This window comes from Rhodococcus sp. 06-418-5 (assembly GCF_002258285.1).
GTDB lineage: Bacteria > Actinomycetota > Actinomycetes > Mycobacteriales > Mycobacteriaceae > Rhodococcoides.
The window spans coordinates 34,251-61,107 of the sequence record NZ_NOYE01000002.1; the positions used below are offsets into that span (position 1 = coordinate 34,251).

Genomic DNA, 26,857 nt, shown 5'->3' on the forward strand with positions numbered 1-26,857 from the left:
CTCCACGTTGGGAGTGCCGGCCATGACATCGTCGAACAGACCTGCATCGAGTCTGCGATCTCAACTGCTTCGCAGGAAGCCGATCGTGGATCCGGACCAGCAGAGCAGTGGCGGGCTGGAACGGACCATCGGCACCTTCCAACTGACGATGTTCGGCGTCGGTGCCACCATCGGTACCGGCATCTTCTTCGTGCTCTCGCTCGCGGTCCCCGAAGCCGGTCCCGCGGTGGTGCTCTCGTTCCTGGCCGCGGGTGTGGCGGCCGGTCTCGCAGCCATCTGTTACGCCGAAATGGCCTCGGCGGTACCGGTTTCCGGCTCGACCTACTCGTACGCGTATGTGACGATGGGCGAGGTTGTCGCGATGGGCGTCGCCGCCTGCCTGTTGCTCGAGTACGGAGTGTCCAGCGCTGCCGTCGCCGTCGGGTGGAGCGGGTACCTCAACGAGCTGTTGAACAACCTCTTCGGCTTCACCATCCCGCACGCGCTGTCGGCTGCGCCGGGTGACGCCGACCCCGGCATCATGAATCTGCCTGCAGTCGTGCTGATCGTGCTGTGCGCCGTTCTGCTCATTCGTGGCGCGAGCGAGTCGGCGGCGGTCAACGCAGTCATGGTCGTCATCAAACTCGGTGTGCTGGCTCTGTTCGCGATCGTCGGATTCACCGCCTTCGACTCCGGCAACTTCTCGGACTTCATGCCCCTGGGCGCAGCAGGGGTGACGGCGGCCGCGGGCACGATCTTCTTCTCGTTCATCGGACTCGACGCGGTGTCCACTGCGGGCGACGAGGTGAAGGATCCTCAGAAGACCATGCCGCGGGCCATCGTTGCGGCGCTGATCGTCGTCATCGTCTTCTATCTCTTCGTGGCCGTGGCCGCCCTGGGGACGCAGCCGTGGACCGACTTCGCCGGCCAGGAGGAAGCCGGGCTGGCGGAAATCCTGCGCAACGTCACCGGGCAAGCCTGGCCGGCAACGATTCTGGCTGCAGGTGCGGTCATCTCGATCTTCTCGGTGACGTTGGTGACGATGTACGGGCAGACTCGCATCCTGTTCGCGATGGGCCGAGACGGCATGTTGCCCAAAGCTTTCGCCAAGGTCAGCCCCCGCACGCACACGCCGGTCAACAACACGATCGTCGTCGCCGTCGTGATTTCGATCCTCGCCGCGTTCATTCCGCTCGACAAGCTGGCGGACCTGGTGTCGATCGGCACCCTCGTCGCATTCATCGTCGTATCCATCGGGGTGATCGTGCTGCGCCGTTCGATGCCCGATCTCGAACGGCCGTTCAAGGTTCCGGGATACCCGGTCACTCCGGTGCTGTCGGTCCTCGCCTGCCTGTACATCCTGTCCGGACTGCACTGGACCACGTGGTTCTGGTTCGGGCTCTGGCTCGCGGTGGTGTTGGCGTTCTACTGGTTCTGGGGTCGGCACCACTCGACGCTGCGCGGAGCAGAACAGGACCTGCGATGAGTGTCCTGATCGCATTCGCGCCGGGGAAAGGCAGCGTCGGTGCCCTCGATCTCGGTGCCCAGCTCGCTCGGTCGCTCGGCACCGACATCGATGTGGCGACGGTGGTGCCCAAACCGTGGTCGACTCCGTCGATGGCACGGGTGGATGCGGAGTTCGCCGACTGGGCCGCGACGACGGCAGCCGAGTCGGAGGCGAAAGCGCGCCACTACCTCGAAGACCGGGCACCCGACATCACTGCATCGTTCCACCGATTCGCACACCGCTCGGTCTCGACGGCATTGACCGAGGCGGCCGAGAGCATCTCGGCCTCGATACTGGTTCTCGGCTCCTCGGGCGACGGCGCTCTCGGGCAGGTGGTCGTCGGGTCGACGGCAGACAAGCTTCTGCACTCGTCCCCGGTGACCGTGGCGCTCGCACCCCGCGGCTATCGGATGCGCGAACGCGCCACACTGACCCGGATCACGTGCGCGTTCTCCGGCGACAGCGAGGCGTCGCGCGTCGTGGGTCCGACCGCCGAACTCGCCCGAGACGCGGGTATTCCGCTCCGCTTGGCGTCGTTCGTCGTTCGGGGAGCGACGATGTATCCGCCCGAGGTCGGCCTACGCGTCGAGGACGACGTTGCCGCCGAACTCGCCGTCGGGTTGACCGAGGCACTGACCGCGGCGATGGACGACGCAGTCGCGGTTGGGCTTTCGGCCGAGCAGGTCACGACCGAACTGGCCATGGCCGGCAGTTGGCGCGAGGCCCTCGACGAGGTTCACTGGCAGGACGGCGAAGTACTGACCATCGGATCGTCCGGGCCGCTGGGGCCGATCGCTCGGGTGTTCCTCGGTTCGCGCGCCACCAAGATCATCCGCCATTCGCCGGTGCCGATCCTGGTGTTGCCGAAACGGTGAGGTGGGCGTCCTACCGGTTGAGGGCGAGCACCGACAACAGCTCGTAGGCGACATGTGCCGCTGCAATCCCGGTGATCTCGGCGTGATCGTATGCGGGTACCACCTCGACGATGTCGGCCCCGACCACGTGGAGGCCCACGAGTCCGCGCAGGGTGTTGAGCAACTCTCGGGACGTCATGCCACCGGCCTCGGGCGTGCCGGTGCCCGGCGCGTGCGCCGGGTCGAGAACGTCGATGTCGACCGAGACGTACACCGGACCGCCGTCGAGGCGTCGACGCATCCGTTCGACGATGCTGGCCACGCCGTCGACCTCGTAGTCGTCGGACCGAATCACCTGGAAGCCCAGTACACGATCGTCCTCGAGATCCTGCTCGCTGTAGAGCGGGCCGCGGATGCCGATGTGCTGCGAGCGTTCGAGATCGATCAGACCCTCCTCGCTGGCTCGTCGGAACGGCGTGCCGTGGGTGTAAGGAGCACCGAAGTACGTATCCCACGTGTCGAGGTGCGCGTCGAAGTGCAGTACCGCGATCGGCCCGTGATCGCGTGCGAGCGAACGCAGAATCGGCAGGGCGATGGTGTGGTCGCCGCCGAGGGTGAGAACCGAGGAGCCGTCGGCGCGCAGGTCCGTCACCGCGTCGTGCACCGTGGTCAAGGCCTCGGTGATGTCGAACGGATTGACGCCGATGTCACCGAAATCGGCCACCTGTTGGCGGGCGAAGGGTGAGACCTTCAGCGCGGGGTTGTACGGACGTAAGAGTTTCGAGGCCGCCCTGATGTGCCCCGGGCCGAAACGTGCGCCGGGGCGGTAACTGACTCCGGAATCGAACGGCACACCGAGGATGGTGACGTCGGCGCGGGACACCTCGTCGAGACGGGGCAGCCGCGCGAACGTGGTCGGCTCGGCGAAGCGAGGGACCTTGGTCGCGTCGACCGGACCGATCGGCGGGTGTTCGGGATTGCTCGGGTTCATCGAGAATTCCTTCCGAATTTTCATCAGTCCGGTGACGTTCGAGTCGACCAGTTCGCCCGGCAAGCGTTACTCTGATGCTCGATCTTGTCAACACGAGTTTCCTGGAAGGCGAGAGCGGTGTCCCTTGCTACGTCGGTCGTCGGCGATACGCCGCGTATCGGCGCACGGCTCAAGGAGGCTCGGCAGAAGAAGCGACTGACCCTCGACGCACTCGCCGACGCCTGCGGAGTCACCAAGGGATATCTGTCCAAGCTCGAACGCAACCAGGTCAATGCGTCGGTGGCGTCCCTGGTTCGAGTCTGCGCCGCCCTGGAGCTTCCGGTCGGCTCGCTGTTCGACGACGCGCCGTCCGGTGAGGTGGTCCGGGCGCAGTCGTTGCCGCGCATCATGTTCGGCGGGGAAGCGATGACCGAGTACCTGTTGACGCCGGTGGGGGAGCGCCGGGTGCAGGTGTTGCTGGGTCACATCGACGCCGGTGGCGGCAGCGGAGCCGAGGCGTACACCCTCCCGCTCGACGTGACGTTCGTGCACGTGATCACCGGCGAGTTGCGGGTGACCTTCGACGCCGAAGCGGACGGCACCTTCGCGGGCGACGAGGTGCTGCTCGGTCCGGGAGATGCGTTCACCTTCTCGCCGCGTCGCAGGCACAGTTTCCGAGCCGAAGGCGCAGACGGTGCTCAGGTCCTGTGGGTGTTGGCACCCGCGCTACCCGAGGAGTTGCCGACGAGGAAACAGGAGTTGCAACCATGACCGTCACCGTGTCTCTCTATCAAGGGCCGGAACTGGCCGGCGATGTCCACGCGAACCTCACCGCACTCGACGACGCAGCGAGAAACGCGGCCGCAGCAGGTGCATCGATCCTGGTGACCCCGGAGATGTCGGTCAGCGGATACGACATCGGTGATCTGGTGCTCGAACGAGCAGAACCGTTCGACGGACCGATCTTCGAGAAGGTGTCGACGATCGCTCGATCCCACGGCCTCGCGATCGTCTACGGATATCCCGAACGCAGTCGATCGACGCTCGGTGGCGAGGTGGTGTTCAATGCGGTGCAGGTGGTCGATGCATCGGGACGGTCGGTGGCGCGCTACCGCAAGACCCACCTGTTCGGTGAACTCGATCGCGCGCACTTCACTCCCGGGTCGGAACTGTTGGTGCAGTTCGACTTCGGCGGACTGCGCTGCGGTCTGCTCACCTGCTACGACGTCGAATTCCCGGAAACCGTTCGCGCCCACGCCGACGCCGGAACGCAGTGGTTGATCGTCCCGACCGGCCTGATGACCCCGTTCGAGATCATCGCAACCCACGTCGTTCCGACGCGCGCGTACGAGAGTCAACTGTTCGTCACCTACGTCAATCGCTGCGGCACGGAAGCGAGTCTGACGTACTGCGGACTGACCTGCGCCGTCGCGCCGGGTGGCACCGACCTCGCGCGGGCAGGTGCGCACGAACAGCTTCTGACGGTGGATCTGGATCCGGCCGAACTCCTTCGATCTCGCGCCGTCAACACTCACCTGGACGATCGTCGCCACGATCTGTACCGGACAGTTCTCGACCCGACAGGACCCTCGCGGTCCGAGCAGGAGACCGACCGATGACCACACCCGTCACCCCGGACAGCGCGATCGAATCCGAGGACGACCAACCGCTCACGATGTTCGGTCCTGATTTTCCGTTCGCCTACGACGACTATTTGGCGCACCCGGCCGGCCTCGGGAGCGTTCCCGACGCTGCCCTCGGTACGAAGGTCGCGGTGATCGGGGGCGGACTCGCGGGTATGGTCGTCGCGCGCGAGTTGCTCAGGCTCGGCCTGGAACCCGTTGTGTACGAATCGGATCGAATCGGCGGCCGGATGCGGTCGGTGCCGTTCGAGGGGCACCCGGGTGTGGTGGCCGAGATGGGTGCGATGCGGTTTCCGCCGTCGTCGACGGCACTGTTCCACTACCTCGACGCAGTCGGGCTGGAGACGACGCCGTTTCCGAACCCGTTGGCAGAAGCGACCCCCAGTACGGTGATCGACCTCAAGGGCGAGAGCCACTACGCCCAGAAGCTCGAGGATCTACCGCCGGTGTTCGCCGAGGTCGCCGACGCGTGGAACCGGACGCTGGAGGAACACGCCGAACTGATCCCACTGCAGCGGGCCATCCGCAGGCGCGACGTTGCCGAGATCAAGCGAATCTGGAACGAGCTGATCGTGAAGTTCGACGATCAGACCTTCTACGGATTTCTCGCTGCATCCGAACACTTCTCGTCGTTTCGGATGCGAGAGCTGTTCGGCCAGGTCGGCTTCGGAACGGGCGGATGGGACACCGACTACCCCAACTCGATCCTCGAGATCCTTCGAGTCGTCATCACGGCGGCGGACGACCACCACCGCGGAATCGTCGGCGGCTCACAGCAACTGCCGATGCGGCTGTGGACCGATTCGCCGGCGAACATGGCGCACTGGCCCGCGGGAACGTCGGTGGCGTCGCTGAACGGCGGCGCCACGATGTCGCGTGTCACCGAGATCAGACGTACCGACGGCGGCACCACGATCCACGACGACCGCGGCAACATTCGTACCTACGCGGCCGCCGTCGTGACCGCCCAGAGCTGGATGCTGCTCAGCAACATCAGGTGTGACGACGATCTGTTTCCCATCGACCACTGGACAGCCATCGAACGCACCCACTACATGGGGTCGACCAAGGTGTTCGCACTCGTCGACCGGCCCTTCTGGAAGGACAAGGATCCGGTCACCGGCCGCGATGTGGTCAGCATGACGCTGACCGACCGGATGAGTCGTGGCACCTACCTACTCGACCAAGGGGAGGGCAGGCCTGGGCTGATCTGCCTGTCCTACACGTGGTCCGACGATTCGCTCAAGCTGCTGGCCCTGGACCCGACCGAGCGAATGAACATCATGCTGCGCTCGCTCGAGGAGATCTATCCCGGCGTCGATTTCCGCAGTCACATCATCTCCACGCCGGTGACGCTGTCCTGGGAAACCGAACGCGACTTCATGGGTGCCTTCAAAGCCAACCTGCCCGGTCACTACCGCTACCAGGAGAGGCTGTTCACGCACTTCGTGCAACACCGACTCGACCCGCGACATCGAGGAATCTTCCTTGCCGGCGACGACATCTCGTGGACGGCGGGGTGGGCCGAGGGTGCCATTCATACCGCACTGAATGCGGTGTGGGGCGTCGTGCATCATCTGGGAGGAAAGTCGGCAGAGGGTAATCCGGGACCGGGCGACGTCTTCGATGCCATCGCACCACTTCGATTGGGTGACTAGGTCGCTCAGTGTTTCGGCGATCGTGGCCGGGGAGAGCGCTCGTCGAACACGAACAACGCCAGGGCGATCGTCAGCATGAGGGCAACCACCCAGATCGCCCGTAGCCCGAACAACTCGACCGCAACCGCCCCGAGCAGCGCCCCGCCGAAGAATCCCGAGATCACCGCGCCGAACCGTCGGGCGCGGGTTCCGGCCTCCAGATCGTGTTCGACCACCCGATGGAATGCGGCCATCGCCATGCTGCGGAGATTCCCGGTCGTCATGGTGGTGTTGTACGGCGAGTCCACCAGTACGCGAAAGGTGGTCACCTGCACGCCGGCAACGTGAGCGAGAATCACCGACACCACCGCATCGGGCACGGTCGCCGGCAGAAAACCGACGACGAGGACAACGAGGATCTCGAACACCAGCACCGCCCGTACCGGTCGTCGCACGATCTTCGCAACCGCGGGCAGCGCGATGAACTCTGCGGTCGCGACGCCCAGGACGAAGGCAGCCAACGGCGGCAGAAAAGCCAGGGCCTCGACCCACCGGCCACCGGCGACATCGACGCCGAGCAGCACCACGTTGCCTGTCTGCGCCCCGGCGAACACCCCGCCACGGGTGATGAAGGTGTACGCGTCGAGGAATCCACCGACTGCCGCCAACAGAACACCGAGTCGGACCGATTTCGCAGTTGCGACGGCGATGTGGGGTTCGGGACGAGGCGTGGTCATCGGGAGATCCTGACACGATCGCCGATATTCACGTTGTCGAGGCAAGCAGTGAGAGCAACAGTTCGGCTCGTACCCGCGCCGACGTCAGATCCACCGCGAGCAGTTCCTCGCACCGCGTGATGCGGTTTCGCAGCGTGTGACGATGAACGGACAGATGCGCCGCAGCGGTTTCCCAATGCCCGTTCGCCTCGAGGAACGCCCGAAGCGATCCCACCAGATCGGCGGAATGGGTGCGGTCGTACTCGGCCAGTACCGCGATGGTGACTGCAGCCATGGCACGCAACGACTCCTGCACCGGTTCGGACGCCAACAGCATCGATCCGGTGAACTCGACGATCCGATCGCTCGCGCCGGCTGCGGCGCACGCGAGCGAAGCCTGCTTCAGAGCAACAGGGGTCTCGGAGATGTGTCGGCTGGAACTGAGGCCGACGCACACCGACCTCGGCAGTGAATCGAGCAGTCGAGCAACGACATCGGAGTCATCGCTACCGCGCAACAACACCGCGACACCGGCGTCGGTCGTGCGCGCGAACGTGGGCCGCGCCCGGGCCCGGCACTCGGCATCGACCGCCTCGACGACGCGCTCGGCGGGTCCGCGGACCATCGCAACCCTGACGCGAGAGTCGTCGTCGGCCGCGTCCACGAGGTAGCTCGGTAGCGCGGTGCCGTCGGGGGCAGGCAGATGGCCGTCCAGTAACAACCCGAGCGCGAGCGTGTTGAGTCGGGACTGTTCGGCGCGCAGACGTGTGGGCTTCTCGAGCTCGAGGGTCACCAGCGACACCGCGTGCCCCAGCAGGATCTGCTCGACACCCGTCACCGGGCCTGAGGTACGGATGGCGAGAAAGCTCGACGCCCCGCCGGAGATCGCGACGGAGTGCAGAGTGACGGTGCACCCCGGTTCGCTGACCGAGACCGTGGCCGGTGACGACGACGGGCGAATGCTGCGGGCGACCTCGCGGGCGCGCTCGACGAGATCGGCTGCGGCGGCGGGATGAAACGATTCGGTGCGATTGCCGATCAGCGCCACCGACGTGGACGTGGCGACGGCCAGTTCGCGAACGATCGCGTCGACGCCGCCGTGCAACGCTGCCCGAGTGATACGGGTCTGGACCGAGGCCGCACGAAGAACCTGCTCGTATTCCTGCTCGGCTATGCGCTTCATGACCGCCCTGATCACGGCGGCGAACGGGGTGTCGTACGGGACCTCGACGACGGGAAGGCCGACGGCCTCGGCCGTGTCGAGAATGTGACGCGGGATCGTGCTGTGGGACAACCCGACTCCGAATCCGAGGCAGGCGACACCCGCGGCCGCCAGGGTCCGGACGTAGGTGGCGAGAGCCGGGCCGTCGGCGTCGAAGCCGAGCCCGGTCGTGAGAATCAGTTCACCGCCGGACAGCCAGGGGCTCGGATCGGTGAGCTCGGTCGCCTGCGCGAACGTGATCGGCACACTGCTGCGCTCCGGTCCGCCGCGATGACTCAGGCGGAGGTGTTGCTGCCTCAGCAGCCAGGACATCTGCACGCTCACCTGTGGAACTGTAGCGCTGTGCCTGCCGAAATGGAGTGTGATCCAGCCCTGATGTGTACGAAATGGCGTCGCGCTGTCTCGCTCGGAGAGTCGCATACTGACTGCACAAGCCCACACGAAAGGTGCGACCATGGCCTCGATCGAGTACCGACTTCCGCAGGAACGCAAGATCGTCACCGCCTTCCCCGGTCCGAAGTCGGCGGCGTTGGCGCAGCGCCGCAAGGCCGTCGTCGGTGCAGGCGTGGCGTCGACGCTGCCGGTGTACGTGGCCGATGCCGACGGTGGCGTCGTGGTCGATGTCGACGGGAACTCGCTGATCGACCTCGGGGCCGGAATCGCAGTGACGACAGTCGGTGCCTCGAACCCGGCAGTCGTTGCTGCAGTGCAGGATCAGGTCGCACACTTCACCCACACGTGTTTCATGATCGCGCCGTACGAGGGGTACATCGAGGTCGCCGAGAAGCTCGCCGAGTTGACGCCGGGGGATCACGACAAACGCAGCGTGCTGTTCAACAGTGGTGCCGAGGCAGTCGAGAACGCCGTGAAGATCGCACGGCACGCCACCGGGCGGTCGGCCGTCGTCGTGTTCGACCACGCCTACCACGGTCGTACCAATCTGACGATGGCGCTGACCTCCAAATCGATGCCGTACAAGAGCGGGTTCGGGCCGTTCGCCCCCGAGGTCTATCGGGCGCCGATGTCCTACCCGTTCAGGGAGGGCCTGAACTCCGACGGTTCCGCGGTCACCGGTGCCCAGGCGGCGGCGCGAGCGATCTCCGTCATCGACAAGCAGATCGGCGCGGGCAATCTGGCCGCGATCCTGATCGAACCCATTCAGGGTGAGGGCGGCTTCATCGTGCCCGCAGAAGGATTCCTGCCTGCACTGGCGGACTGGGCACGCGAGAACGGCGTGGTGTTCATCGCCGACGAGGTACAGGCCGGATTCACCCGCACCGGCGCGTGGTTCGCGAGCGAACACGAGTCCGTCGTGCCGGACCTGATCACCATGGCGAAGGGGATAGCAGGAGGAATGCCGCTGGCCGCGGTCACCGGCCGGGCCGATCTGATCGACGCCGTGCATCCCGGTGGACTCGGTGGAACCTACGGCGGAAACCCCGTCGCCTGCGCCGCGGCCCTGGCGTCCATCGAACAGATGGAGACACTGAACCTCAACGCCCGAGCCCGCGACATCGAACGAATCGTGTTCGATCGACTGAATGCGTTGAGTGCCGAGGTCGGCATCATCGGTGAGGTGCGTGGCCGCGGAGCCATGCTCGCGATCGAGCTCGTCGTGCCGGGTGGACGTGAGCCCAACCCCGAGGCCACCAAAGCCGTTGCGGCGGCGGCGCTCGCGGCCGGGGTGATCGTACTGACGTGCGGCACCTACGGCAACGTCATCCGGTTGCTGCCGCCACTGGTGATCTCCGACGAGCTGCTCGGTGAAGCGCTCACTGTGCTCGAAGACGCGCTGCGCGCTGTGGCACAGGAGAACTGACATGTCGGCTACCGACCTGATCTCCAAGCTGCCCACCGAACTGTGGCTCGGCGGCGTGCAGACTCCCTCTGCGTCGGGCGCGCGATTCTCGGTGCTGAACCCGGCGACCGGCGAGGAGTTGACCACCGTCGCCGACGCCACCGCGGCCGATGGCATCACCGCGCTCGACCTTGCCGCCGAGGCGCAGCCGGGGTGGGCGGCGACGCCCGCTCGTGAGCGAGCCGAGGTTCTGCGGCGCGCCTTCGATCTGCTGCAGGAGCGTGCTGCCGACTTCGCTCTGCTGATGACACTCGAAATGGGAAAGTCGTTGGCGGAGAGCCACGGCGAGGTGAAGTACGGCAGCGAGTTCCTACGCTGGTTCGGTGAGGAGGCCGTCCGGATCGGCGGCCGGTTCACCCCCGCTCCTGCGGGCAACGGTTCGATCCTGGTCACCAAGTCGCCGGTCGGTCCGGTCCTGGCGATCACTCCGTGGAACTTCCCATTGGCCATGGGCACACGCAAGATCGGGCCGGCGCTGGCGGCGGGGTGCACCGTCATCGTCAAACCGGCCGAGGACACCCCGCTGACGATGCTTCTGCTCGGGCAGGTGTTCGCCGACGCCGGGTTGCCCCGTGGCGTGCTGTCGATACTCCCGGCCTCCGACGCCGCGTCCGTCACCGGACCGTTGATGGACGATCCGAGGCTGCGAAAGATCACGTTCACCGGTTCCACCGGAGTGGGAAAACTGTTGGTCCGCAACGCTGCCGATCGTCTGTTGAGGACGTCGATGGAGCTCGGTGGCAATGCTCCGTTCATCGTGTTCGACGACGCAGACGTCGACGCCGCTGTCGACGGAGCGATGCTGGCCAAGATGCGCAACGGCGGCGAGGCGTGCACGGCAGCGAATCGTCTGTACGTCGCCAACTCGGTGCGCGAGGAGTTCACCGCGAAGCTGACCGCACGGATCGACGCGCTGACCGTCGGTCCCGGTGATGCGGACGGTACCGACATCGGGCCGCTCATCAACGACAAGCAGCGTCGAACGGTCACCGCACTGGTCGACGACGCCGTCGCGAAGGGAGCCCGAGTGCGCACCGGCGGAGCCGCACCCGAGGGACCCGGATTCTTCTACGCACCGACGGTGCTCGACCGAATTCCGGCCGACGCGAATCTGTTGCAGGACGAGATCTTCGGGCCCGTCGCGGCAATCATCGGATTCGACACCGAGGACGAGGCCGTCGCCGCAGCCAACGACACCCGGTACGGGTTGGTGGCCTACTTCTACACCGAGAGCCTCGACCGAGCACTGCGGGTGTCGGCAGCACTGGACACTGGCATGGTCGGGGTCAACCGCGGTGCGATCTCCGACGCGGCCGCCCCGTTCGGTGGCGTCAAGGAATCGGGCTTCGGCCGCGAGGGCGGGTCGGAGGGCATCGAGGAATACCTCGAGACCAAATACATCGCTCTACGGTAGAGCTGCACGTTTCGCTCCACCCCAGGCCGTGGGTGCAGGATGCCCCCCGATCCACGACCGGGAGTGGAGCGTCGTGTGCCGAGATCATCGCCGCATTTCTCGGTCCAATTCGTAGCGGACCGCGTCGAGGAACTGCTCGGTGGTCAGGTAGTGCTGGTCTTCACCGATCAGTGTTGCGAGGTCCTTCGTCATTCGACCGTCTTCGACGGTCCTCACGACGACGTGTTCGAGTGTGCGGGCGAACCGGCCCACGTCGGGCGTTCCATCCAACTTGCTGCGGTGTTCGAGGCCGCGAGTCCAGGCGAAGATCGACGCGATCGGGTTGGTCGACGTGGGTTCACCGGCCTCGTACCTACGGAAGTGGCGTCGCACGGTTCCGTGGGCAGCTTCGGTCAGGCATGTTCTGCCATCCGGTGTGAGCAGGATGGACGTCATCAAGCCAGGTGAACCGAATCCCTGTGCGACCGAGTCCGATTGCACGTCTCCGTCGTAGTTCTTGCAGGCCCACACGTACCCGCCTTTCCACTTCATGGCCGACGCGACCATGTCGTCGATGAGGCGGTGTTCGTACGTCAGTCCGGCTGCCTCGAACTCGGTCTGGAACTCGGTCCGATAGATGTGCTCGAAGACGTCCTTGAATCGGCCGTCGTACGCCTTCAGGATGGTGTTCTTCGTCGACAGGTAGACCGGATAGTTCTGCTGCAAACCGTAGTTCAACGAGGCCCGCGCGAAATCGATGATGGACTGGGTGAAGTTGTACTGACCCTGCACCACTCCGCCGAGGCTTTCGTCGGTGAACCTCACCAACTCGTGCTGTATCGGTTCGCCTCCGTCGTCGGGGGTGTAGGTGATGGTGACGGTACCCGGCCCGGGCACGGTGAAATCGGTGGCGCGGTATTGGTCGCCGAAGGCGTGACGCCCGATGACGATGGGTTCGGTCCACCCGGGCACGAGTCGGGGAACATTCGAGATGATGATGGGGGCTCGAAAAATAGTCCCTCCGAGTACATTCCGAATGGTGCCGTTGGGCGAGCGCCACATCTGTCGCAGAGCGTACTCCTCCACTCTGCCGGCGTCGGGTGTGATGGTGGCGCACTTGATGCCGACGCCGTGGTTCTCGACAGCTCGTGCAGCGTCGACGGTGATCTGATCGTCTGTGGAGTCGCGGGACCGTATTCCAAGGTCGTAGTACTCGAGGTTCACGTCGAGATACGGAAGGATCAGATGATCCCTGGTGTAGTGCCAGATGACTCGGGTCATCTCGTCGCCGTCCAGTTCGACGACGGTGCCCTCGACTCGGGTTTTCGGCTTCGGCATGAGAGGTAGGTCCCTTCAGTGGACTCTGCACTGCGGCAGGGTCATTCGTTGTATCCGAAGATCGAGTTCCACGCAGTCTGATCCTCGGCGGAGTGGGTGGTCGATTCCTCCGGGGTGATCCGGTGCACCTTGGGATCGGTGAAGTCGGGGAGCTGAACACCGAGAATGTTCGGCGGATCGACGTCGGTCCGTACCGAGTATTCGCCGAGGTCGGTGAACACCCGCTGGCCGCGGGTGGAGAGGTTCCAGTTCATGAATACCTGTGCGGCAGCAAGATTGCGTGCGGTGTCGGCAACTCCCGTGTAGTAGTCGTACGAGGTGACTCCCTCGTCCGGTACGACGAAATCGACAGGAGCGTTCTCGTTGTTCGCGATGTTCACGCTGCTCACGACGACGGTGCCCGCGTTGATCTCGCCGCGGGCCAAGGCATCGAGCTGGGCACCGATCGAGTCGAACACTCGCGCCTCCGAGGAGTATCTGCGGAGGTAGTCGTCGCCGAGAACATCGCGCTGAAATCGAGTCAGAGCGAGCGCGCTTCCGCCCGAACCGGCCTGCGCGATACCGAGTTTGTCGTCCCAACGATCCTCGAGAAGAGAATTCCACGACGTGGGGGCGTCGGCGTCGTCGACGACAGCGCGGTTGTAGCCGAAGGTGTAGATCGGGTTGAACGTGCGGAAATATCGGTTGTCGTCGAACGAGACGTCATCCTGCAGATTGTCCGCAGTACCGGGCAAGTAGGGCTGGAACAGTCCGCGCTCGGCCAGACCCCGAACGAATCCGGGGTCGGAAATCCGGATGACGTCTGCATCGAGGCGACCGGTACTGTATTCGGCCGTGAGGCGTTCGTAGAGCCGATTGGAGGTCAAGCGAACGAGTTTCACCTCGATACCGGTGTCGGCCTCGAACTGTTCGAGCACCTCGGATTCGGTGTCCTGGGTGTATCCGCTGTACAGCGTTATCGTGCCCTCGGATTCTGCGCGCGACCACAGATCCGGGTCTGCGATCTGCTCGCCGTCGATCACCAGAGCCCCACCTGGTTCGGTGATGGACGCGGCCGACCGTGCCAGCGATGGGGCCTGCGGTGGTGGACTGCATGCGGTCACCGCGGCGACCGCGATCGCGCACACTGCGGCCCCGAACCGCCGGATCGTCGATGTGGTCATCTACTTGGACTCCTTTGCGCCGAATCGGCGGGACAGTGCAGCAAGAACGCCGATCACGACGCAGTAGAGCAACCCGAGTTCGGCTGCCGATCGGATGGATCCGTTGTCGTAGGCGTCGAAGATCGCTATGGACAGCAGTCTGGTGTCAGAGGTGAAAAGGAACAGGGCCGCAGTCAATTCGCGCATCGACAACATGAGCAGCAGCAGAAAGGTCGAGGACAGCCCGATTCGGAGCAGGGGCACTGTCACGAATCGGATGGCCTTTGCTCGGCTCGCGCCGAGCATCACTGCGCTGTCCTCGAGGTCCTGGTCGAGCTGAACGATGGAGGAGGACACTCCGCGGTATCCCTGCGGCAGGAAGACTGCGATGAATGCGACGACGAGGACGGCGAGAGTTCCGTAGATCGGCACCGGCAACGCCAGCCAGGTCCAGAGCAAACCCAGCCCGAGCACGATGGCGGGAACTGCCAACGGCAGCATTGCCAGGTACTCCAGCACCGATCGTCCGGGCGACCTGGTCCGGTACCGGGTGTACGCCAACGCAAAACAGAAAGTCGTGCCTATGGCCGCGGTCGACACACCGACGATGACACTGTTGAGCACAACGTTGTGGAAGTCCGGGTCCTGAACTGTTTGCCCCAGGCTCCACAGGGACAATGCGCCTGCGTCGAACAACTCCCCGAATCGGGCCAGGTACGGGCTGGTCTGGAGCGACGCCACCACGAGGGCTCCCATCGGGAGTGCCACGGCGAGAACGAAGTACAGCCATGCGAGAGCGGCGGCCGGCCAACGCCAGCCCCGAAGTGGCACCTGTCGTGCGCGCACTCCCTTGCCGCTGACGGTGGTGTATTCCTTGCTGCCGGTCACTCTGTTCTGCAAGGCCACGACGATCACGAGCAGAACGGTGAGGACGACGGCGATGGCTGCCGCGTCGTTACTGCGGGCAGGCGCAGCGTTCATGAGTCGATAGATGAGGGTGGGCAGGGTGTCCACGCCGCCGGGTACACCGATGACCTGTGCGACGGCGAAGTTCTCGACGGTCAGGGCGAACACGAGTATGCCGGATCCGATCGTGGCAGGAAGCACGAGCGGAAAGGTGATCTTGCGGAGCATCTGGGTGAGCCCTGCCCCGTGCAGGCTGGCTGCATCTTCCAGATCCGGATTCATCAACGACAACGCCGAGTGAATCATCAGGAACGGATACGGAGCGTAATACAGGCCGAGAACGAAGATCATTCCGGCGAAACTGTAGATGTCGACGAATCCGGGGAGTCCGAGGGCAGTCAGGGCGAGATTGAGGTAACCGGTTGCGGGGCCGGCGAGCAGAGCCCACGCCAGCGCACCGACGAGCGACGGCAGGAACAGTGGGGCAATTCCGATGCCGTAGATCAATTTTCGACCCGGGATGTTGGTTCTTGCGGCCAGGAACGCCAATGTCGCACCGATGAGGAGGGCGAGAATCGACGATCCGATTCCGACGATCGCGGAGCTCCACATCGCCTCTCGAGCCGACTGGCGTCCCAGTAGAGCGAAGTTGTCGAAAGTGAAGTGACCGAAGTCGAAGACGTTGCTGCGGTCGGGATTGTCGGTGAAGGCACCCATGACGATGAAGAACATCGGGCACAGGACGATGAGCGCGAGAAGCGCGAGTTGGACGAGTGTCGGAAGGCTCCGCCGCAGCCGACGGTTGCGGGTGCGCGACACCGAGACGCTCGGCGTCGGTGCCGGTGCGTGCCGCGGACGGTCGGTGGTGGGGGCGCTCACGAGTGAGCCCCGACGAGTTGCGTGCGGTCGTCGACCAGCAGCTGTGCGGCTCCGGGTGTGATGTCGACGGCGACCCGTTCTCCCGCGTGCAGCGCCCGTTTCGCGGCCCCGGTGGCGAGGGCCTCGATGTTCGGCCCGCCGTCGAGAGTGATGCGGTAACGAATGGACGCCCCCTGGTAGCTCGCGACGTCGACACGCCCTGCCCAACCCACTCCCGTAGCCGGCTCGTCGTGTACGGGCGTGACGGTCATGTCCTCGGGACGCAGGCACACGAGCAGTCGGTCGGCATTGTCGGGCACGGTGGCATCGATTCGGACCGTGAAGTCGTGGTCGGTGAGCGTGACTGCTCCGGACATGCCAGGAGTGGGTGAGCACGCGAACAGGTTGCCCACGCCGAGGAACTCTGCGATCGACCCACTGGCGGGCGCGGTGTAGATCTGATCGGGTGCGCCGCTCTGGACGATTCGGCCGTTCTGCATCAGCGCGATGCGGTCGGCCAAGGCGAATGCTTCCACCTGATCGTGCGTGACGTAGATCGTGGTCAGGCCGAGTCGCAGTTGTAGTTCACGTAGTTCCATTCGCAGGCGTTCGCGCAGACGCGCATCGAGATTGGACAACGGCTCGTCGAGCAACAGGACGTTGGGGCGCATGACCAGGCTCCGTGCGAGGGCTACCCGCTGCATCTGGCCACCGCTCAACAGGCTGGCTCCGCGCTCGGCCAACTCACGCAGCCCGACCAGATCGAGTGTCTCGTACACGCGGGAGACGAGTTCGTCCTTACCGACTTTCTGCATCTGCAGCGAGAATGCGACATTCTCGAACACGGTGCGATGAGGCCATACCGCGTACGACTGAAACACCATTCCGACGTTGCGCTTGTTGGGCGGTACGGTTCGGCCACTGGATGAATCGTGCATCACGTTGTCGCCTATGGTGATTCGTCCTTCGCTCGGACTTTCGAGACCTGCGACGCAACGCATGGTGCTGGTCTTGCCGCAGCCGGATTGACCGAGTAACACGAGCGATTCTCCGTCGGCAATCTCGAGATCGAGGTCGCGGACGACGGTGTTCTTTCCGTAGGCGAGGGTCAAATTCTCTATCGATACCTTCATGGGAATTCCTTCGACTTGTCGGTTCTTCTCAGACCCGAGACTCGACGAGCTGATGCAACGCTCGAATATCACTGTCGTCGAGCGTGATCCCGTCTCGGATCTGCTCGTGGTAACGCGCCATCTCGTATTCGCCCGGTAGTCGAACGGGATCGGCGGGATCTGTTGCCGGAACCGAATGCAACCGATCCCCGAAGTCCTGGACGCGCTCGTGCAGATCGGGCCCGGAGAGCAGCAGCTCGGTGTCGACGAGGACGAAGAAGTGCCCCAGGTTCTGGGCCCGCTCGGGTGAGACGCTCCATGAGCTGACCTTGTCCAGATATGCCGCACCGGAAAGTAATCCGGCGAACAGGTCGACCATGACCGCCAGCCCGTATCCCTTGTGGCCCGCGATGGGCTGCAGGAACCCCGAGAGCGCAGCGCTCGGATCGGTCGTGGGGTGGCCTGCGCTGTCGGTGGCCCACGTGGCGGGAATGGTGCGGCCATCGGTTTGCGCGGCCCGAATCTTCGCTCGTGCTGCGACGCTCAACGCGATGTCGAGAAGAATGGGGTCGCCACCCGGATTGGGGACACCCCATCCCATCGGGTTGTTGCCCACCCGGGTGGCCTTCCCTCCGGACGGTGCGATGGTGGTCGTCGCATTACTGGCGATGATCGCCGCGAATCCCTCCGAAGCAGCCTTGAAAAGGTACGGCATGACCGGCCCGAAATGGTTGCTGTGCCGTGCGAACGCCGCTCCCACACCGCATGTTCGGGCACCGTCCATGGCTGCGGTGAGTGCAGCACTACCGACCAGAGGTCCCACTGCGTTGGCACCGTCGATCAGCGCGAGAGCGGGGGCAGGTCTGGTGGTGGTGACGTCGGCGCGCGGATCCATGCCCCCGATCGCGGCGCGGTCGAGGTACTGGGGGACCCGTTGGATTCCGTGTGTGTGGATGCCGAACAGGTCGGCCAACACGAGGACTTCTGCGATGGTCCGAGCTGACGCCTCGGACATGCCGCACGTGATCAGTGCTCGCGATGCGAGATCTTCGAGTTGGGCGGCGGAAACCGTAACTGTCGACATGGTGCCATGGCTTTCTGTGCAGTCGGGGAGTGTCGAGGAACGTTCGCGGAACAGGTCCGGTGAACGGTGGCCTATGGCCTGGATCACTCTCGAAAGCCACTATGGCAGCGCCGATAGATAAGTAGTAGTCAAGGTTTCTTGAGTCCGACATAAGTGATGCTAAAGTTGGGTAGATGAGGGCCGATTTGACCCGGCTGCAGATCTTGTCGGCTGTCGGACGACACGGATCTATGGCCGCGGCAGCCGACGAGCTGAGATACACCTCGTCGGCCATCTCGCAGCAAATCAGCAAGTTGGAGTCCGAACTCGCCGTCGAGCTCGTCGAGCGACATGCACGCGGTGTGCGCTTGACCGAGGCCGGGCGAGCGGTTGTCGTGAGGGCACGCGCCATCGACGAGCAACTCGACGGGATGAAAGACGATCTCCGTGAGCTCGCCGAAGGGTTCACCGGGACAGTTCGCTTCGGAGTATTTCCCACGTTTGCCGCGTCGTTGTTGCCCGACGTCGTCATCGGACTACGTGAGGCGCACCCGGGAATTCGTCTGTCGATACATTCGAGCCGAATCGCACCTTTGCGGGAGTTGCTCGAGACGCGGCAGCTCGATCTGGCGCTGACGTGGGACTATCCGTGGAATCGAACCGTCGACGAAGGTCTGACCGTTCGCGAAATTCTCAGCGACTCAACGGTATTGATTGTTCGGCGTGATCACGAACTGGCGCACGCGGATACGGTCGAGCTCTCGGATCTGAGCAACGACGACTGGATCGTGCGAGCTGGAGGTCACCCCACCACAGAGCATCTCTGGCGCTGTGCCGACACCGCCGGCTTCACGCCGACGGTGGCGGTCGAAGCGAGCGACTATCAGGAAACGCAGGCCATGGTCGCCGCGGGTCTCGGTGTCACGCTGTGCCCCCAACTCGCCACCAGCTACGTCCGCGGCGAGGTCGTCGTCAAGCGGCTCGCCGCGTCCGTACCGGCACGGCGGATCTGTACGGCTCGTCCGTCGGACGTCAAACCGTCCGTTGCCAGTCTCCGCCTGGAAGGGCTGCTTCATCGGGTCGTGAAGGGATACAACCTTTCTCAGGGGTAGTCCTCCGACAGGCCGTCGTCGGTGCGGGATGCCGGAGGGATACCACCTCTCAGCCCTGGGCGGCCGCGATTCGATCCTCGGCCAGACGATCGGCCGCTGCCCCGAGCAGGATGCCCTCGGCGCGGGCGATGGCGAAGATGCCCGTGACGGTGTCGCGGATCTTGCCGATCGTGGCCATCACCTGAGCCGAATCCTTGCCGCGCAGTTCGCCTTCCACCTGGATCAGGCCGCCGGCGTTGGCGACGTAGTCGGGTACCCACACGATTCCGCGGGCAGCCAGCATCGCTTCGACGTCGGGTGTGAGCAGTTGATTGTTGGCCGCGCCGCAGACGATGGACGCCGACAACCGGGCTACCGAGGACGCGTCGAGAGTGGCACCCATGGCGCACGGCGCGTAGACGTCGATGTCGGAACCGATGATGTCGGATCTCACGGTGACACCGGGGAAGTCGGCGACGATGCGATCGAGGGCAGGCGGATAGGAGTCGCTGACGACCACCTCGGCACCGGCTTCGCGAAGCAGTGAGACGAGGTTGTAGCCCACCTTGCCCGCGCCCTCGACGCCGACACGCTTGCCGGTCAGATCGTCCGAGCCCCATGTGGATTCGGCTGCGGCCAGGAGTGAGAGAAAGACTCCGAGCGCAGTCTGGGGGCCGCTGTCGCCGGTACCGCCGGCGGTGGTGTTCTTGCCGACGACGTGCGTCGTCTCCTCGGCGATGATGTCGAGATCGTCGCTGTTGGTGCCCACATCGCCCGCGGTGACGTAGGTTCCGCCGAGCGACTCGACGAATCGGCCGTACGCGCCCAGTAGCGTCGGGGTCTTGATGGCGTTGGGGTTACCGATGATCACTGCCTTTCCGCCGCCGAGATCGACTCCCGCGACGGCCGCCTTGTACGTCATTCCGCGGGAGAGGCGCAGCACGTCGGTCAACGCTTCCTGCTCGGAAACGTAAGGGTAGAAGCGAGTTCCACCGAGAGCCGGACCGAGGACCGTGGAGTGGACCGCGATGATCGCGCGCAGACCGGTGTCGGGGTCCTGGCAGAACACGACGCGTTCGTGCGCGCAGTCGCGCGGCATGTCGGGACGATCGAAGACGCCGGTCGAGGCGGGGAAGGAATCGGACGAGGTGCTCGATGCGGCGGGGTGGTCGGCAACGACGGACACAGGCGGTCTCTTTCGGTGATGAGGCGGCGGTACCGGAAATGGGTGGTATCCGGAATTCGTGTCCCCGAAGAGTGTCGTGAACGTGCACGCTGGTCAACCGCTGTAACCGAGAATGTGCATGTTGCACGGTGCATCTCGGATCGACCGAGCCGGGATGGTCGGGCTGCTCAGCGACGACCGTCCTCGGCGAGTTGCTCGAGCAACGGCTTGGTGCGGTACTGGATCAGCTCGCTCATCGCGATGGACATGTTGGTGCGCTCGACTCCGGGGATGTCCAGAATGAGGCCTGCGATGCGATACAGGTCGTCGGCATCGACGGCCGCGATGCGGATGTGCATGTCCGCTGCCCCGGAGAGGCCGAACACCTCGAGCACCTCCGGGATGGTGCGCAGGTGCTCGGTGACCGCGGCCAGCGTGTGCTGATTGACCTGTGCGGTCACGAACGCCTGCAGCGGGCGTCCCAACGACTTCGGTGGGATGCGGTGATCGATGGGCGTGAGCGATCCCTTGTCGTCCCAACGGCCGAGGCGCGCCTGCACGGTGTTGCGGGACAGCCCCAACGTCGTGGCGAGTTCGACGCCGGTGGCGCGCGGTTTGGCGCAGAGGGCGAGGAGGAGTCGGGCGTCGGTCTTGTCCAGATCGGTCATTGCGCACTTCCTGTCGCTCAGTCGTTACCCAATATTGTGCACACTGCGCAGTTGTGAAGTCATCACTTGTGCAGGGTGGATGTCGGTGGTGTTCTTGTGAAGGACATCACATCACGACGGAGAGTGCGACGATCATGACTACCACCTCGCTGGTACAGCTGATAAAGGAATCTGGGACGGTGGTCCGCAACGAGACCTACTCGCCGCTGGTCGCCGACATCGACACGGCCGCGATGATGGACTTGTACCGAGATCTCGTGGTCGTTCGCCGCATCGACACCGAGGCGACCGCACTGCAGCGACAGGGCGAACTGGGGTTGTGGGCACCGCTGCTCGGTCAGGAAGCGGCGCAGGTCGGTTCGGCCCGCGCTCTCGACACCGAGGACTTCGTGTTCGCCAGTTACCGCGAGCACGGGGTCGCCTATTGCCGGGGCGTCGACCCGACGCAGATGCTGCGCTTCTGGCGCGGATCGACCCTCTCGGGCTGGGATCCCTACGAATTCCGCATGACGACGCCGGCCATCATCGTCGGATCTCAGGGCCTGCACGCCACCGGGTACGCCATCGGCATGCAACTCGAGGGGGCCGAGGGCGCAGCCATCACCTACTTCGGCGACGGCGCGACCAGCCAGGGCGATATTTCCGAGGCACTCGGCTTCGCCGCGAGTTTCCACGCACCGGTGGTGTTCTTCTGCCAGAACAACCAGTGGGCCATCTCCGAACCGGTCACGGTGCAGACGAAGGCCACGATCGCCGCTCGCGGTGAGGGATACGGCATCCCGTCGGTGCGCGTCGACGGCAACGACGTTCTCGCCGTCCTGGCCGTCACCAGGGCAGCGCTCGCCCGCGCCCGCGAAGGTAGCGGCCCGACGCTCATCGAGGCCGTCACCTACCGCATGGGCCCGCACACCACCTCGGACGATCCGACGCGATACCGCTCGGGTGCCACCGACGACGAATGGCGTGCCAAGGATCCGATCGATCGAATCGAGAGGCTGCTCAGGCGAATCGGCGTGTTCGACGACGCATTCGCCGCCTCGGTGAAGCGCACCGCCGACGAGGTCGCAGCCGAGCTTCGCCGCGGCTGCCTCGAAACCGTCGAGCCGACCGCGATGTCGGTGTTCGACAACGTCTACGCCGATCCCCACCCCCTACTCGACGACGAGCGCGCCCAATTCGCCTCGTACCAGGCCGGATTCGAAGGAGCTACGTCATGACCACCCTGGAACGGCCCACCAGTCTTCCGTTGGGCAAGGCCATCAATGCAGGTCTGCGACGAGCGATGGAGAACGACCCGAAGGTCCTGCTGATGGGCGAGGACATCGGCAAGCTCGGCGGTGTCTTCCGCATCACCGACGGCCTGCAGAAGGACTTCGGTCCCGGTCGAGTACTCGACATGCCGCTGGCGGAATCGGGGATCATCGGCACCGCCGTCGGCCTCGCGATGCGAGGCTTTCGGCCGGTATGCGAGATTCAGTTCGACGGTTTCATATATCCGGCGTTCGACCAGATCGTCTCGCAGGTGGCGAAGCTGCACTACCGCACCAGTGGCAACGTCAAGATTCCGATGACCATCCGGGTGCCCTACGGCGGCGGAATCGGTGCCGTGGAGCATCATTCGGAGTCTCCCGAAGGATACTTCGCGCAGACCGCGGGTCTTCGCGTGGTCACCTGCAGCAACGCCGCCGACGGCTACTCGATGATTCAGCAGGCCATCGCGAGCGACGATCCGGTGTTGTTCTTCGAGCCGAAGCGTCGGTACTGGGAGAAGAGCCCCATCGACCTCGATGCCGACGCGTCGTACCCGCTGCATCGGGCACGGGTGGTCACCGAAGGCACCGACGTCACCCTGATCGCGTACGGACCACTCGTCGCCACCGCACGCAAGGCCGCCGAAGTCGCTGCCCACGAGGGAGTGTCGATCGAGGTCATCGATCTCCGCTCGCTCTCGCCCATCGACTTCGAGACCATCGAGGCCTCGGTGCGCAAGACCGGGCGTCTGGTCGTCACCCATGAGGCACCGGTGTTCATGGGACTCGGTTCGGAGATCGCAGCTCGAATCTCCGAACGGTGCTTCTACAACCTCGAGGCGCCGGTGTTGCGCGTCGGTGGCTTCGGCACTCCGTACCCGGCATCGAAACTGGAGCGATTCTTCCTCCCCGATGTGGACCGGATTCTCGACGCAGTCGACCGCTGCCGCTCGCACTGACCTCGCGCTCACCGACCGCCGCCGATACGTACCGAACAGGATTCGACGATGCCCACCATCAAGAGCTTTCCGTTGCCCGACCTCGGGGAAGGACTCACCGAAGCCGATCTGCTGACCTGGCTCGTCGCCGTCGGTGACACCATCGAGCTGAATCAGAACATCGCCGAGGTCGAAACGGCCAAGGCCGCCGTCGAACTTCCCTCACCGTTCGCCGGGGTCGTAGCTGCCCTTCACGTGTCGGAGGGTGACACCGTCGAGGTCGGCGTACCGATCATCGACATCAGGGTCGGTGGCGACGACGAGGGCGGTGTCGAGCCGGAGCCTGTGGCAAGCGAAACCGACGGTGGGGCCGCGGTCGAAGACGGGGACGAGCGCGTTCCGGTTCTCGTCGGCTACGGCGTGGCGAAGGAAGGCTCCAGTCGACGCGGCGGCCGAGGTGCAGCACCGGCCACCCCGACACCGACCGGACAGAACGGGAAACCGCTGGCTGCGCCACCGGTACGAAAGATGGCCAAGGACAACGCCGTCGACCTCGCCGAGGTGCCGGCCACCGGAGACCGCGGCGACGTCACCCGTGAAGACATCGACACCTACCTCGCGGGTGACAACCCGGTCGAGGAGCGGACAGCGGGACGAGTCGGTCGCGAGGAGCGCACACCGATCAAGGGAGTGCGCAAGCACACGGCGGAGGCGATGGTGCGCAGCGCGTTCACCGCTCCGCACGTCACCGAGTTCGTCACCGTCGACGTCACCGAAACTCTCACTCTGCTGGACTCCCTCCGTGCGTCCGCTCACTTCGCCGACGTTCGTCTGACCCCGCTGGCTCTGGTCGCCAAGGCGGTTCTCGTTGCGCTCAAATCGAATCCGTCGCTCAACTCGTCCTGGGACGAGACGAGTCAGGAGATCGTCACCAAGCATTACGTCAATCTCGGTATCGCCGCCGCGACTCCGCGCGGGCTGATGGTGCCGAACATCAAGGACGCTCACGAGAAGTCTCTGGTGGACATCGCCCGCGCACTGTCGGATCTGACGCGGACGGCCAAGGAAGGCAAGAGCAGTCCGGCCGATCTCGCCGACGGCACGATCACCATCACCAACGTCGGGGTGTTCGGAGTCGACGCCGGTACGCCGATCCTCAACCCCGGCGAGGCTGCCATCCTCTGTTTCGGCTCGATTCGCCGCATGCCGTGGGAGCACGAGGGCGAGATCGCACTACGGTCGGTGACGACACTGTCGCTCTCGTTCGACCATCGCCTCGTCGACGGGCAGCAAGGATCACAGTTTCTCGCGCTCGTCGGCCGGTTGCTGAGCAGCCCGGTGGATATGATCGCGCTGGGCTGATTTCCCGGCTCGTACCGTGTGAAGAAAAGGGGCCTGCGTGGCGGAAGCGATCGACGCGCATTTCCTGGACCGGATTCGGGTCGCGGCGACGAGCGGGCCGGAGCTCGCCGATCCGGATCGTGTGCTGAGGTACTTCGATGCGCAGCTCGCCAGTCGGCACCTGGACTTCGCAGCCCGCTGGTTGCAATCGACGGGCTTCGGCTACTACACCATCGGATCGTCCGGGCACGAGTCGAATGCAGCGGTCGGTGCCGCGACGACGGTCACCGACCCGGCTCTGCTGCACTACCGCTCCGGCGGCTTCCATGCCGCACGCGCACAACAGCATCCGGGGTCGAATCCGATCCACGACGTGCTCGCCGGCTTGGTCGCCTCCACCCGCGACCCCATCTCCGGCGGGCGGCACAAGGTGTTCGGGCACCCCGATCTGGGCATCGTGCCGCAGACGTCCACCATCGGGTCGCAGGTCCCGCGCGCGGTCGGTCTGGCATTCGCGCTGGGGCGAGCGAAGGCGCTGCGCCACCGAACGCCATGGCCCGAGGACGCCATCGTGGTGTGCAGCTTCGGCGATGCCTCCGCCAATCATTCGACGACGGTGGGTGCGCTCAATTCGGCTGCGTACTGTGCCTACCAGTCGATTCCGATGCCGATCCTCCTCGTCTGCGAGGACAATGGCATCGGAATCAGTACCCGGTCACCGCGGGGCTGGATCGAGCGGTCGCTCAGCCGATTTCCGTCGATCGAGTACGTGCGAGCCGACGGGACCGACCCGGTCGCGCTGATGCGAACCGTGGACGCCGCTGTCGCCGCGGTGCGGTCGGGGCGTCGGCCGGTGATGGTGCATCTCGAGACGGTGCGGTTGATGGGCCACGCCGGATCCGACGCCGAGCTTGCGTACCGCACCAATGCGGACATCGTCGGCGACTATGCACGAGATCCGTTGCTCGCCTGCGCACGTGCGCTGATCGGGGCCGGTGTGTTCTCGGCAGCCGACGTCGAGGGCCGCTACGAGGCAATGCGCGAGACCGTGATGAGCGAGGCCGAGGCGATGGTCGAGTCGCTGCGGTCAGGGGCGTCGTCGCGCCTGGCCACCGCCGAGGCGGTGATGGCTCCGCTCACCGAACGGAGACCGATCGCGGTGGCCGCAACCGAGCAGAGCCTACGACCGGCACAGGGCGGGCCGCGGCTGACACTCGCCGCCATGATCAACAGGACGCTCACCGACATCATGGCGGCGCGGCCGGAGGTCCTGGTGTTCGGGGAGGACGTGGCCGTCAAGGGCGGCGTCTACGGAGTCACGAAGGGTTTGCGCAAGAAGTACGGCGCAGCAAGGGTTTTCGACACGCTTCTCGACGAGCAGACGGTGCTCGGCACCGCCCTCGGTGCTGCGCTCGCTGGATTCGTCCCGATACCCGAGATTCAGTATCTGGCGTACCTGCACAATGCCGAGGATCAGCTGCGCGGTGAGGCCGCGTCGCTGAAGTTTTTCTCCGACGCCCAGTACACCAACGGGATGGTGGTACGCATCGCCGGTCTGGCGTATCAGCGCGGTTTCGGCGGGCACTTTCACAACGACAACGCTGTTGCGGTTCTGCGTGATGTTCCGGGCATCGTCGTGGCGGTTCCGAGTTCCGCGGCCGAGGCCGCCGCGCTGCTGCGGACGTGTGTCGCGCTGGCCGTGGAGGAGGGGCGGGTCTGCGTCTTTCTGGAGCCGATAGCGCTGTACCACCGCGTCGATCTGGACGACGGCGACGGAGAGTTGCGGTGCGCCGACGACGCGTCCGCCGAGTTCGGCACCACCGCAATCCATTCGGAGGGTGACGATCTGGCCATCGTCACCTTCGGTAACGGGGTGGTGATGAGCAGGCGTGCGGCATCGAGGTTGCGTGAGCGCGGGATCGGCGCGACGATCGTCGATCTGCGCTGGATCGTTCCGCTGCCGGTCGACGACCTTCTGCGCCGGCTCGACGGCTTCGATCGCGTGTTGATCGCCGACGAGACCCGGCACGACGGGGGAGTGGGAGAAGGCGTCGTGACGGCGCTCGTCGAGGGTGGCTACGCGGGTACGGTCCGCCGAGTGGCGAGCAAGAATTCGTTCGTACCGCTGGGCGCCGCAGCCGATCTCGTCCTCCTGTCGGAAGACGAGATCGTCTCTGCGGCGTTGGAGATGGTCGAATCGGATTGA

Annotated in this window: 22 protein-coding genes; 12 read left to right on the forward strand and 10 right to left on the reverse strand. The window is 65.0% G+C overall.

Annotation, left to right across the window (positions count from 1 at the left end; all coding sequences use genetic code 11):
• Positions 1–22 precede the first annotated feature (22 nt).
• Positions 23–1,465: an amino acid permease gene (locus CH274_RS00195; RefSeq protein WP_094656503.1), complete on the forward strand. Its 1,443-nt coding sequence runs from the start codon at positions 23–25 to the stop codon at positions 1,463–1,465.
• On the forward strand, positions 1,462–2,361 hold the full coding sequence (locus CH274_RS00200; RefSeq protein WP_032397612.1) for a universal stress protein: 900 nt from the start codon (positions 1,462–1,464) through the stop codon (positions 2,359–2,361). The genes CH274_RS00195 and CH274_RS00200 overlap by 4 nt, the downstream gene beginning before the upstream one ends.
• Before the next feature lie 10 nt (positions 2,362–2,371).
• Here CH274_RS00200 and speB read toward each other — a convergent pair whose 3' ends face one another.
• Positions 2,372–3,331, reverse strand: coding sequence for an agmatinase (gene speB, locus CH274_RS00205; protein WP_094656504.1), 960 nt, complete (start codon positions 3,329–3,331; stop codon positions 2,372–2,374).
• A gap of 117 nt (positions 3,332–3,448) precedes the next feature.
• Between speB and CH274_RS00210 the strand changes: the two genes are divergently transcribed.
• From CH274_RS00210 to CH274_RS00220, 3 genes are read left to right on the forward strand one after another with little or no spacing between them, the layout of a single operon-like run.
• Entirely contained in the window at positions 3,449–4,081 is a 633-nt protein-coding gene (locus CH274_RS00210) for a helix-turn-helix domain-containing protein (protein ID WP_094656476.1), read from the forward strand.
• Positions 4,078–4,929 carry a carbon-nitrogen hydrolase family protein gene (locus CH274_RS00215; RefSeq protein WP_094656477.1) on the forward strand — a complete coding sequence of 284 codons (852 nt, stop codon included), beginning with the start codon at positions 4,078–4,080 and terminating at the stop codon, positions 4,927–4,929. Before CH274_RS00210 ends, CH274_RS00215 begins: the two co-directional genes overlap by 4 nt.
• Positions 4,926–6,611: a flavin monoamine oxidase family protein gene (locus CH274_RS00220; protein ID WP_094656478.1), complete on the forward strand. Its 1,686-nt coding sequence runs from the start codon at positions 4,926–4,928 to the stop codon at positions 6,609–6,611. Before CH274_RS00215 ends, CH274_RS00220 begins: the two co-directional genes overlap by 4 nt.
• 5 nt (positions 6,612–6,616) lie before the next feature.
• On the opposite strand, the gene CH274_RS00225 is transcribed toward CH274_RS00220, so the two are convergent.
• Both CH274_RS00225 and CH274_RS00230 read right to left on the reverse strand, forming a co-directional pair.
• On the reverse strand, positions 6,617–7,327 hold the full coding sequence (locus CH274_RS00225) for a YoaK family protein (protein ID WP_094656479.1): 711 nt from the start codon (positions 7,325–7,327) through the stop codon (positions 6,617–6,619).
• A 28-nt stretch (positions 7,328–7,355) separates the two neighbouring features.
• Entirely contained in the window at positions 7,356–8,852 is a 1,497-nt protein-coding gene (locus CH274_RS00230) for a PucR family transcriptional regulator (RefSeq protein WP_094656480.1), read from the reverse strand.
• A 130-nt stretch (positions 8,853–8,982) separates the two neighbouring features.
• On the opposite strand from CH274_RS00230, the gene gabT reads away from it, so the two are divergent.
• Positions 8,983–10,347, forward strand: a complete 1,365-nt coding sequence (gene gabT / locus CH274_RS00235) for a 4-aminobutyrate--2-oxoglutarate transaminase (RefSeq protein ID WP_045196050.1) — start codon at positions 8,983–8,985, stop codon at positions 10,345–10,347.
• A gap of 1 nt (position 10,348) precedes the next feature.
• The gene (locus CH274_RS00240) at positions 10,349–11,800 is read left to right on the forward strand and encodes an NAD-dependent succinate-semialdehyde dehydrogenase (RefSeq protein WP_094656481.1); all 1,452 of its coding nucleotides are present in this window, start codon (positions 10,349–10,351) and stop codon (positions 11,798–11,800) included.
• A gap of 84 nt (positions 11,801–11,884) precedes the next feature.
• Here CH274_RS00240 and CH274_RS00245 read toward each other — a convergent pair whose 3' ends face one another.
• Genes CH274_RS00245 through CH274_RS00265 form a run of 5 tightly spaced genes read right to left on the reverse strand, consistent with a single transcriptional unit; the run spans position 11,885 to position 18,219 of the window.
• Entirely contained in the window at positions 11,885–13,117 is a 1,233-nt protein-coding gene (locus CH274_RS00245; RefSeq protein ID WP_094656482.1) for an NADP-dependent isocitrate dehydrogenase, read from the reverse strand.
• A 41-nt stretch (positions 13,118–13,158) separates the two neighbouring features.
• Positions 13,159–14,280: an ABC transporter substrate-binding protein gene (locus tag CH274_RS00250; protein ID WP_094645430.1), complete on the reverse strand. Its 1,122-nt coding sequence runs from the start codon at positions 14,278–14,280 to the stop codon at positions 13,159–13,161.
• The gene (locus CH274_RS00255; protein ID WP_094629367.1) at positions 14,281–16,044 is read right to left on the reverse strand and encodes an ABC transporter permease; all 1,764 of its coding nucleotides are present in this window, start codon (positions 16,042–16,044) and stop codon (positions 14,281–14,283) included.
• Complete coding sequence (locus CH274_RS00260; protein WP_094656483.1) at positions 16,041–17,156, reverse strand: ABC transporter ATP-binding protein; 1,116 nt, start codon at positions 17,154–17,156, stop codon at positions 16,041–16,043. The genes CH274_RS00255 and CH274_RS00260 overlap by 4 nt, the downstream gene beginning before the upstream one ends.
• 28 nt (positions 17,157–17,184) lie before the next feature.
• On the reverse strand, positions 17,185–18,219 hold the full coding sequence (locus CH274_RS00265; protein ID WP_094645427.1) for an Ldh family oxidoreductase: 1,035 nt from the start codon (positions 18,217–18,219) through the stop codon (positions 17,185–17,187).
• A gap of 173 nt (positions 18,220–18,392) precedes the next feature.
• On the opposite strand from CH274_RS00265, the gene CH274_RS00270 reads away from it, so the two are divergent.
• The gene (locus tag CH274_RS00270) at positions 18,393–19,310 is read left to right on the forward strand and encodes a LysR family transcriptional regulator (RefSeq protein WP_094656484.1); all 918 of its coding nucleotides are present in this window, start codon (positions 18,393–18,395) and stop codon (positions 19,308–19,310) included.
• Positions 19,311–19,359: 49 nt separating this feature from the next.
• Here CH274_RS00270 and CH274_RS00275 read toward each other — a convergent pair whose 3' ends face one another.
• Positions 19,360–20,475: a Glu/Leu/Phe/Val family dehydrogenase gene (locus tag CH274_RS00275; RefSeq protein ID WP_373453896.1), complete on the reverse strand. Its 1,116-nt coding sequence runs from the start codon at positions 20,473–20,475 to the stop codon at positions 19,360–19,362.
• A 167-nt stretch (positions 20,476–20,642) separates the two neighbouring features.
• On the reverse strand, positions 20,643–21,122 hold the full coding sequence (locus tag CH274_RS00280) for an Lrp/AsnC family transcriptional regulator (RefSeq protein WP_068050387.1): 480 nt from the start codon (positions 21,120–21,122) through the stop codon (positions 20,643–20,645).
• Positions 21,123–21,256: 134 nt separating this feature from the next.
• On the opposite strand from CH274_RS00280, the gene pdhA reads away from it, so the two are divergent.
• The 4 genes from pdhA to CH274_RS00300 are packed head-to-tail and all read left to right on the forward strand — an operon-like array spanning position 21,257 to position 26,857.
• Positions 21,257–22,339, forward strand: a complete 1,083-nt coding sequence (gene pdhA / locus CH274_RS00285) for a pyruvate dehydrogenase (acetyl-transferring) E1 component subunit alpha (protein WP_094656485.1) — start codon at positions 21,257–21,259, stop codon at positions 22,337–22,339.
• Complete coding sequence (locus tag CH274_RS00290; RefSeq protein WP_032397600.1) at positions 22,336–23,331, forward strand: alpha-ketoacid dehydrogenase subunit beta; 996 nt, start codon at positions 22,336–22,338, stop codon at positions 23,329–23,331. The genes pdhA and CH274_RS00290 overlap by 4 nt, the downstream gene beginning before the upstream one ends.
• Positions 23,332–23,379: 48 nt before the next feature.
• A complete protein-coding gene (locus CH274_RS00295; protein ID WP_094656486.1) occupies positions 23,380–24,672 on the forward strand; it encodes a dihydrolipoamide acetyltransferase family protein in 1,293 nt (430 codons plus the stop codon).
• A 37-nt stretch (positions 24,673–24,709) separates the two neighbouring features.
• On the forward strand, positions 24,710–26,857 hold the full coding sequence (locus CH274_RS00300) for a thiamine pyrophosphate-dependent enzyme (RefSeq protein WP_094656487.1): 2,148 nt from the start codon (positions 24,710–24,712) through the stop codon (positions 26,855–26,857).

Coding starts and splice junctions, on each gene's coding strand:
- CH274_RS00195 (WP_094656503.1), top strand. CDS start 23: ATGACATCGTCGAACAGACCTGCATCGAGTCTGCGATCTCAACTGCTT.
- CH274_RS00200 (WP_032397612.1), top strand. CDS start 1,462: ATGAGTGTCCTGATCGCATTCGCGCCGGGGAAAGGCAGCGTCGGTGCC.
- speB (WP_094656504.1), bottom strand. CDS start 3,331: ATGAACCCGAGCAATCCCGAACACCCGCCGATCGGTCCGGTCGACGCG.
- CH274_RS00215 (WP_094656477.1), top strand. CDS start 4,078: ATGACCGTCACCGTGTCTCTCTATCAAGGGCCGGAACTGGCCGGCGAT.
- CH274_RS00220 (WP_094656478.1), top strand. CDS start 4,926: ATGACCACACCCGTCACCCCGGACAGCGCGATCGAATCCGAGGACGAC.
- CH274_RS00225 (WP_094656479.1), bottom strand. CDS start 7,327: ATGACCACGCCTCGTCCCGAACCCCACATCGCCGTCGCAACTGCGAAA.
- gabT (WP_045196050.1), top strand. CDS start 8,983: ATGGCCTCGATCGAGTACCGACTTCCGCAGGAACGCAAGATCGTCACC.
- CH274_RS00240 (WP_094656481.1), top strand. CDS start 10,349: ATGTCGGCTACCGACCTGATCTCCAAGCTGCCCACCGAACTGTGGCTC.
- CH274_RS00245 (WP_094656482.1), bottom strand. CDS start 13,117: ATGCCGAAGCCGAAAACCCGAGTCGAGGGCACCGTCGTCGAACTGGAC.
- CH274_RS00250 (WP_094645430.1), bottom strand. CDS start 14,280: ATGACCACATCGACGATCCGGCGGTTCGGGGCCGCAGTGTGCGCGATC.
- CH274_RS00260 (WP_094656483.1), bottom strand. CDS start 17,156: ATGAAGGTATCGATAGAGAATTTGACCCTCGCCTACGGAAAGAACACC.
- CH274_RS00265 (WP_094645427.1), bottom strand. CDS start 18,219: ATGTCGACAGTTACGGTTTCCGCCGCCCAACTCGAAGATCTCGCATCG.
- CH274_RS00270 (WP_094656484.1), top strand. CDS start 18,393: ATGAGGGCCGATTTGACCCGGCTGCAGATCTTGTCGGCTGTCGGACGA.
- CH274_RS00280 (WP_068050387.1), bottom strand. CDS start 21,122: ATGACCGATCTGGACAAGACCGACGCCCGACTCCTCCTCGCCCTCTGC.
- pdhA (WP_094656485.1), top strand. CDS start 21,257: ATGACTACCACCTCGCTGGTACAGCTGATAAAGGAATCTGGGACGGTG.
- CH274_RS00290 (WP_032397600.1), top strand. CDS start 22,336: ATGACCACCCTGGAACGGCCCACCAGTCTTCCGTTGGGCAAGGCCATC.
- CH274_RS00295 (WP_094656486.1), top strand. CDS start 23,380: ATGCCCACCATCAAGAGCTTTCCGTTGCCCGACCTCGGGGAAGGACTC.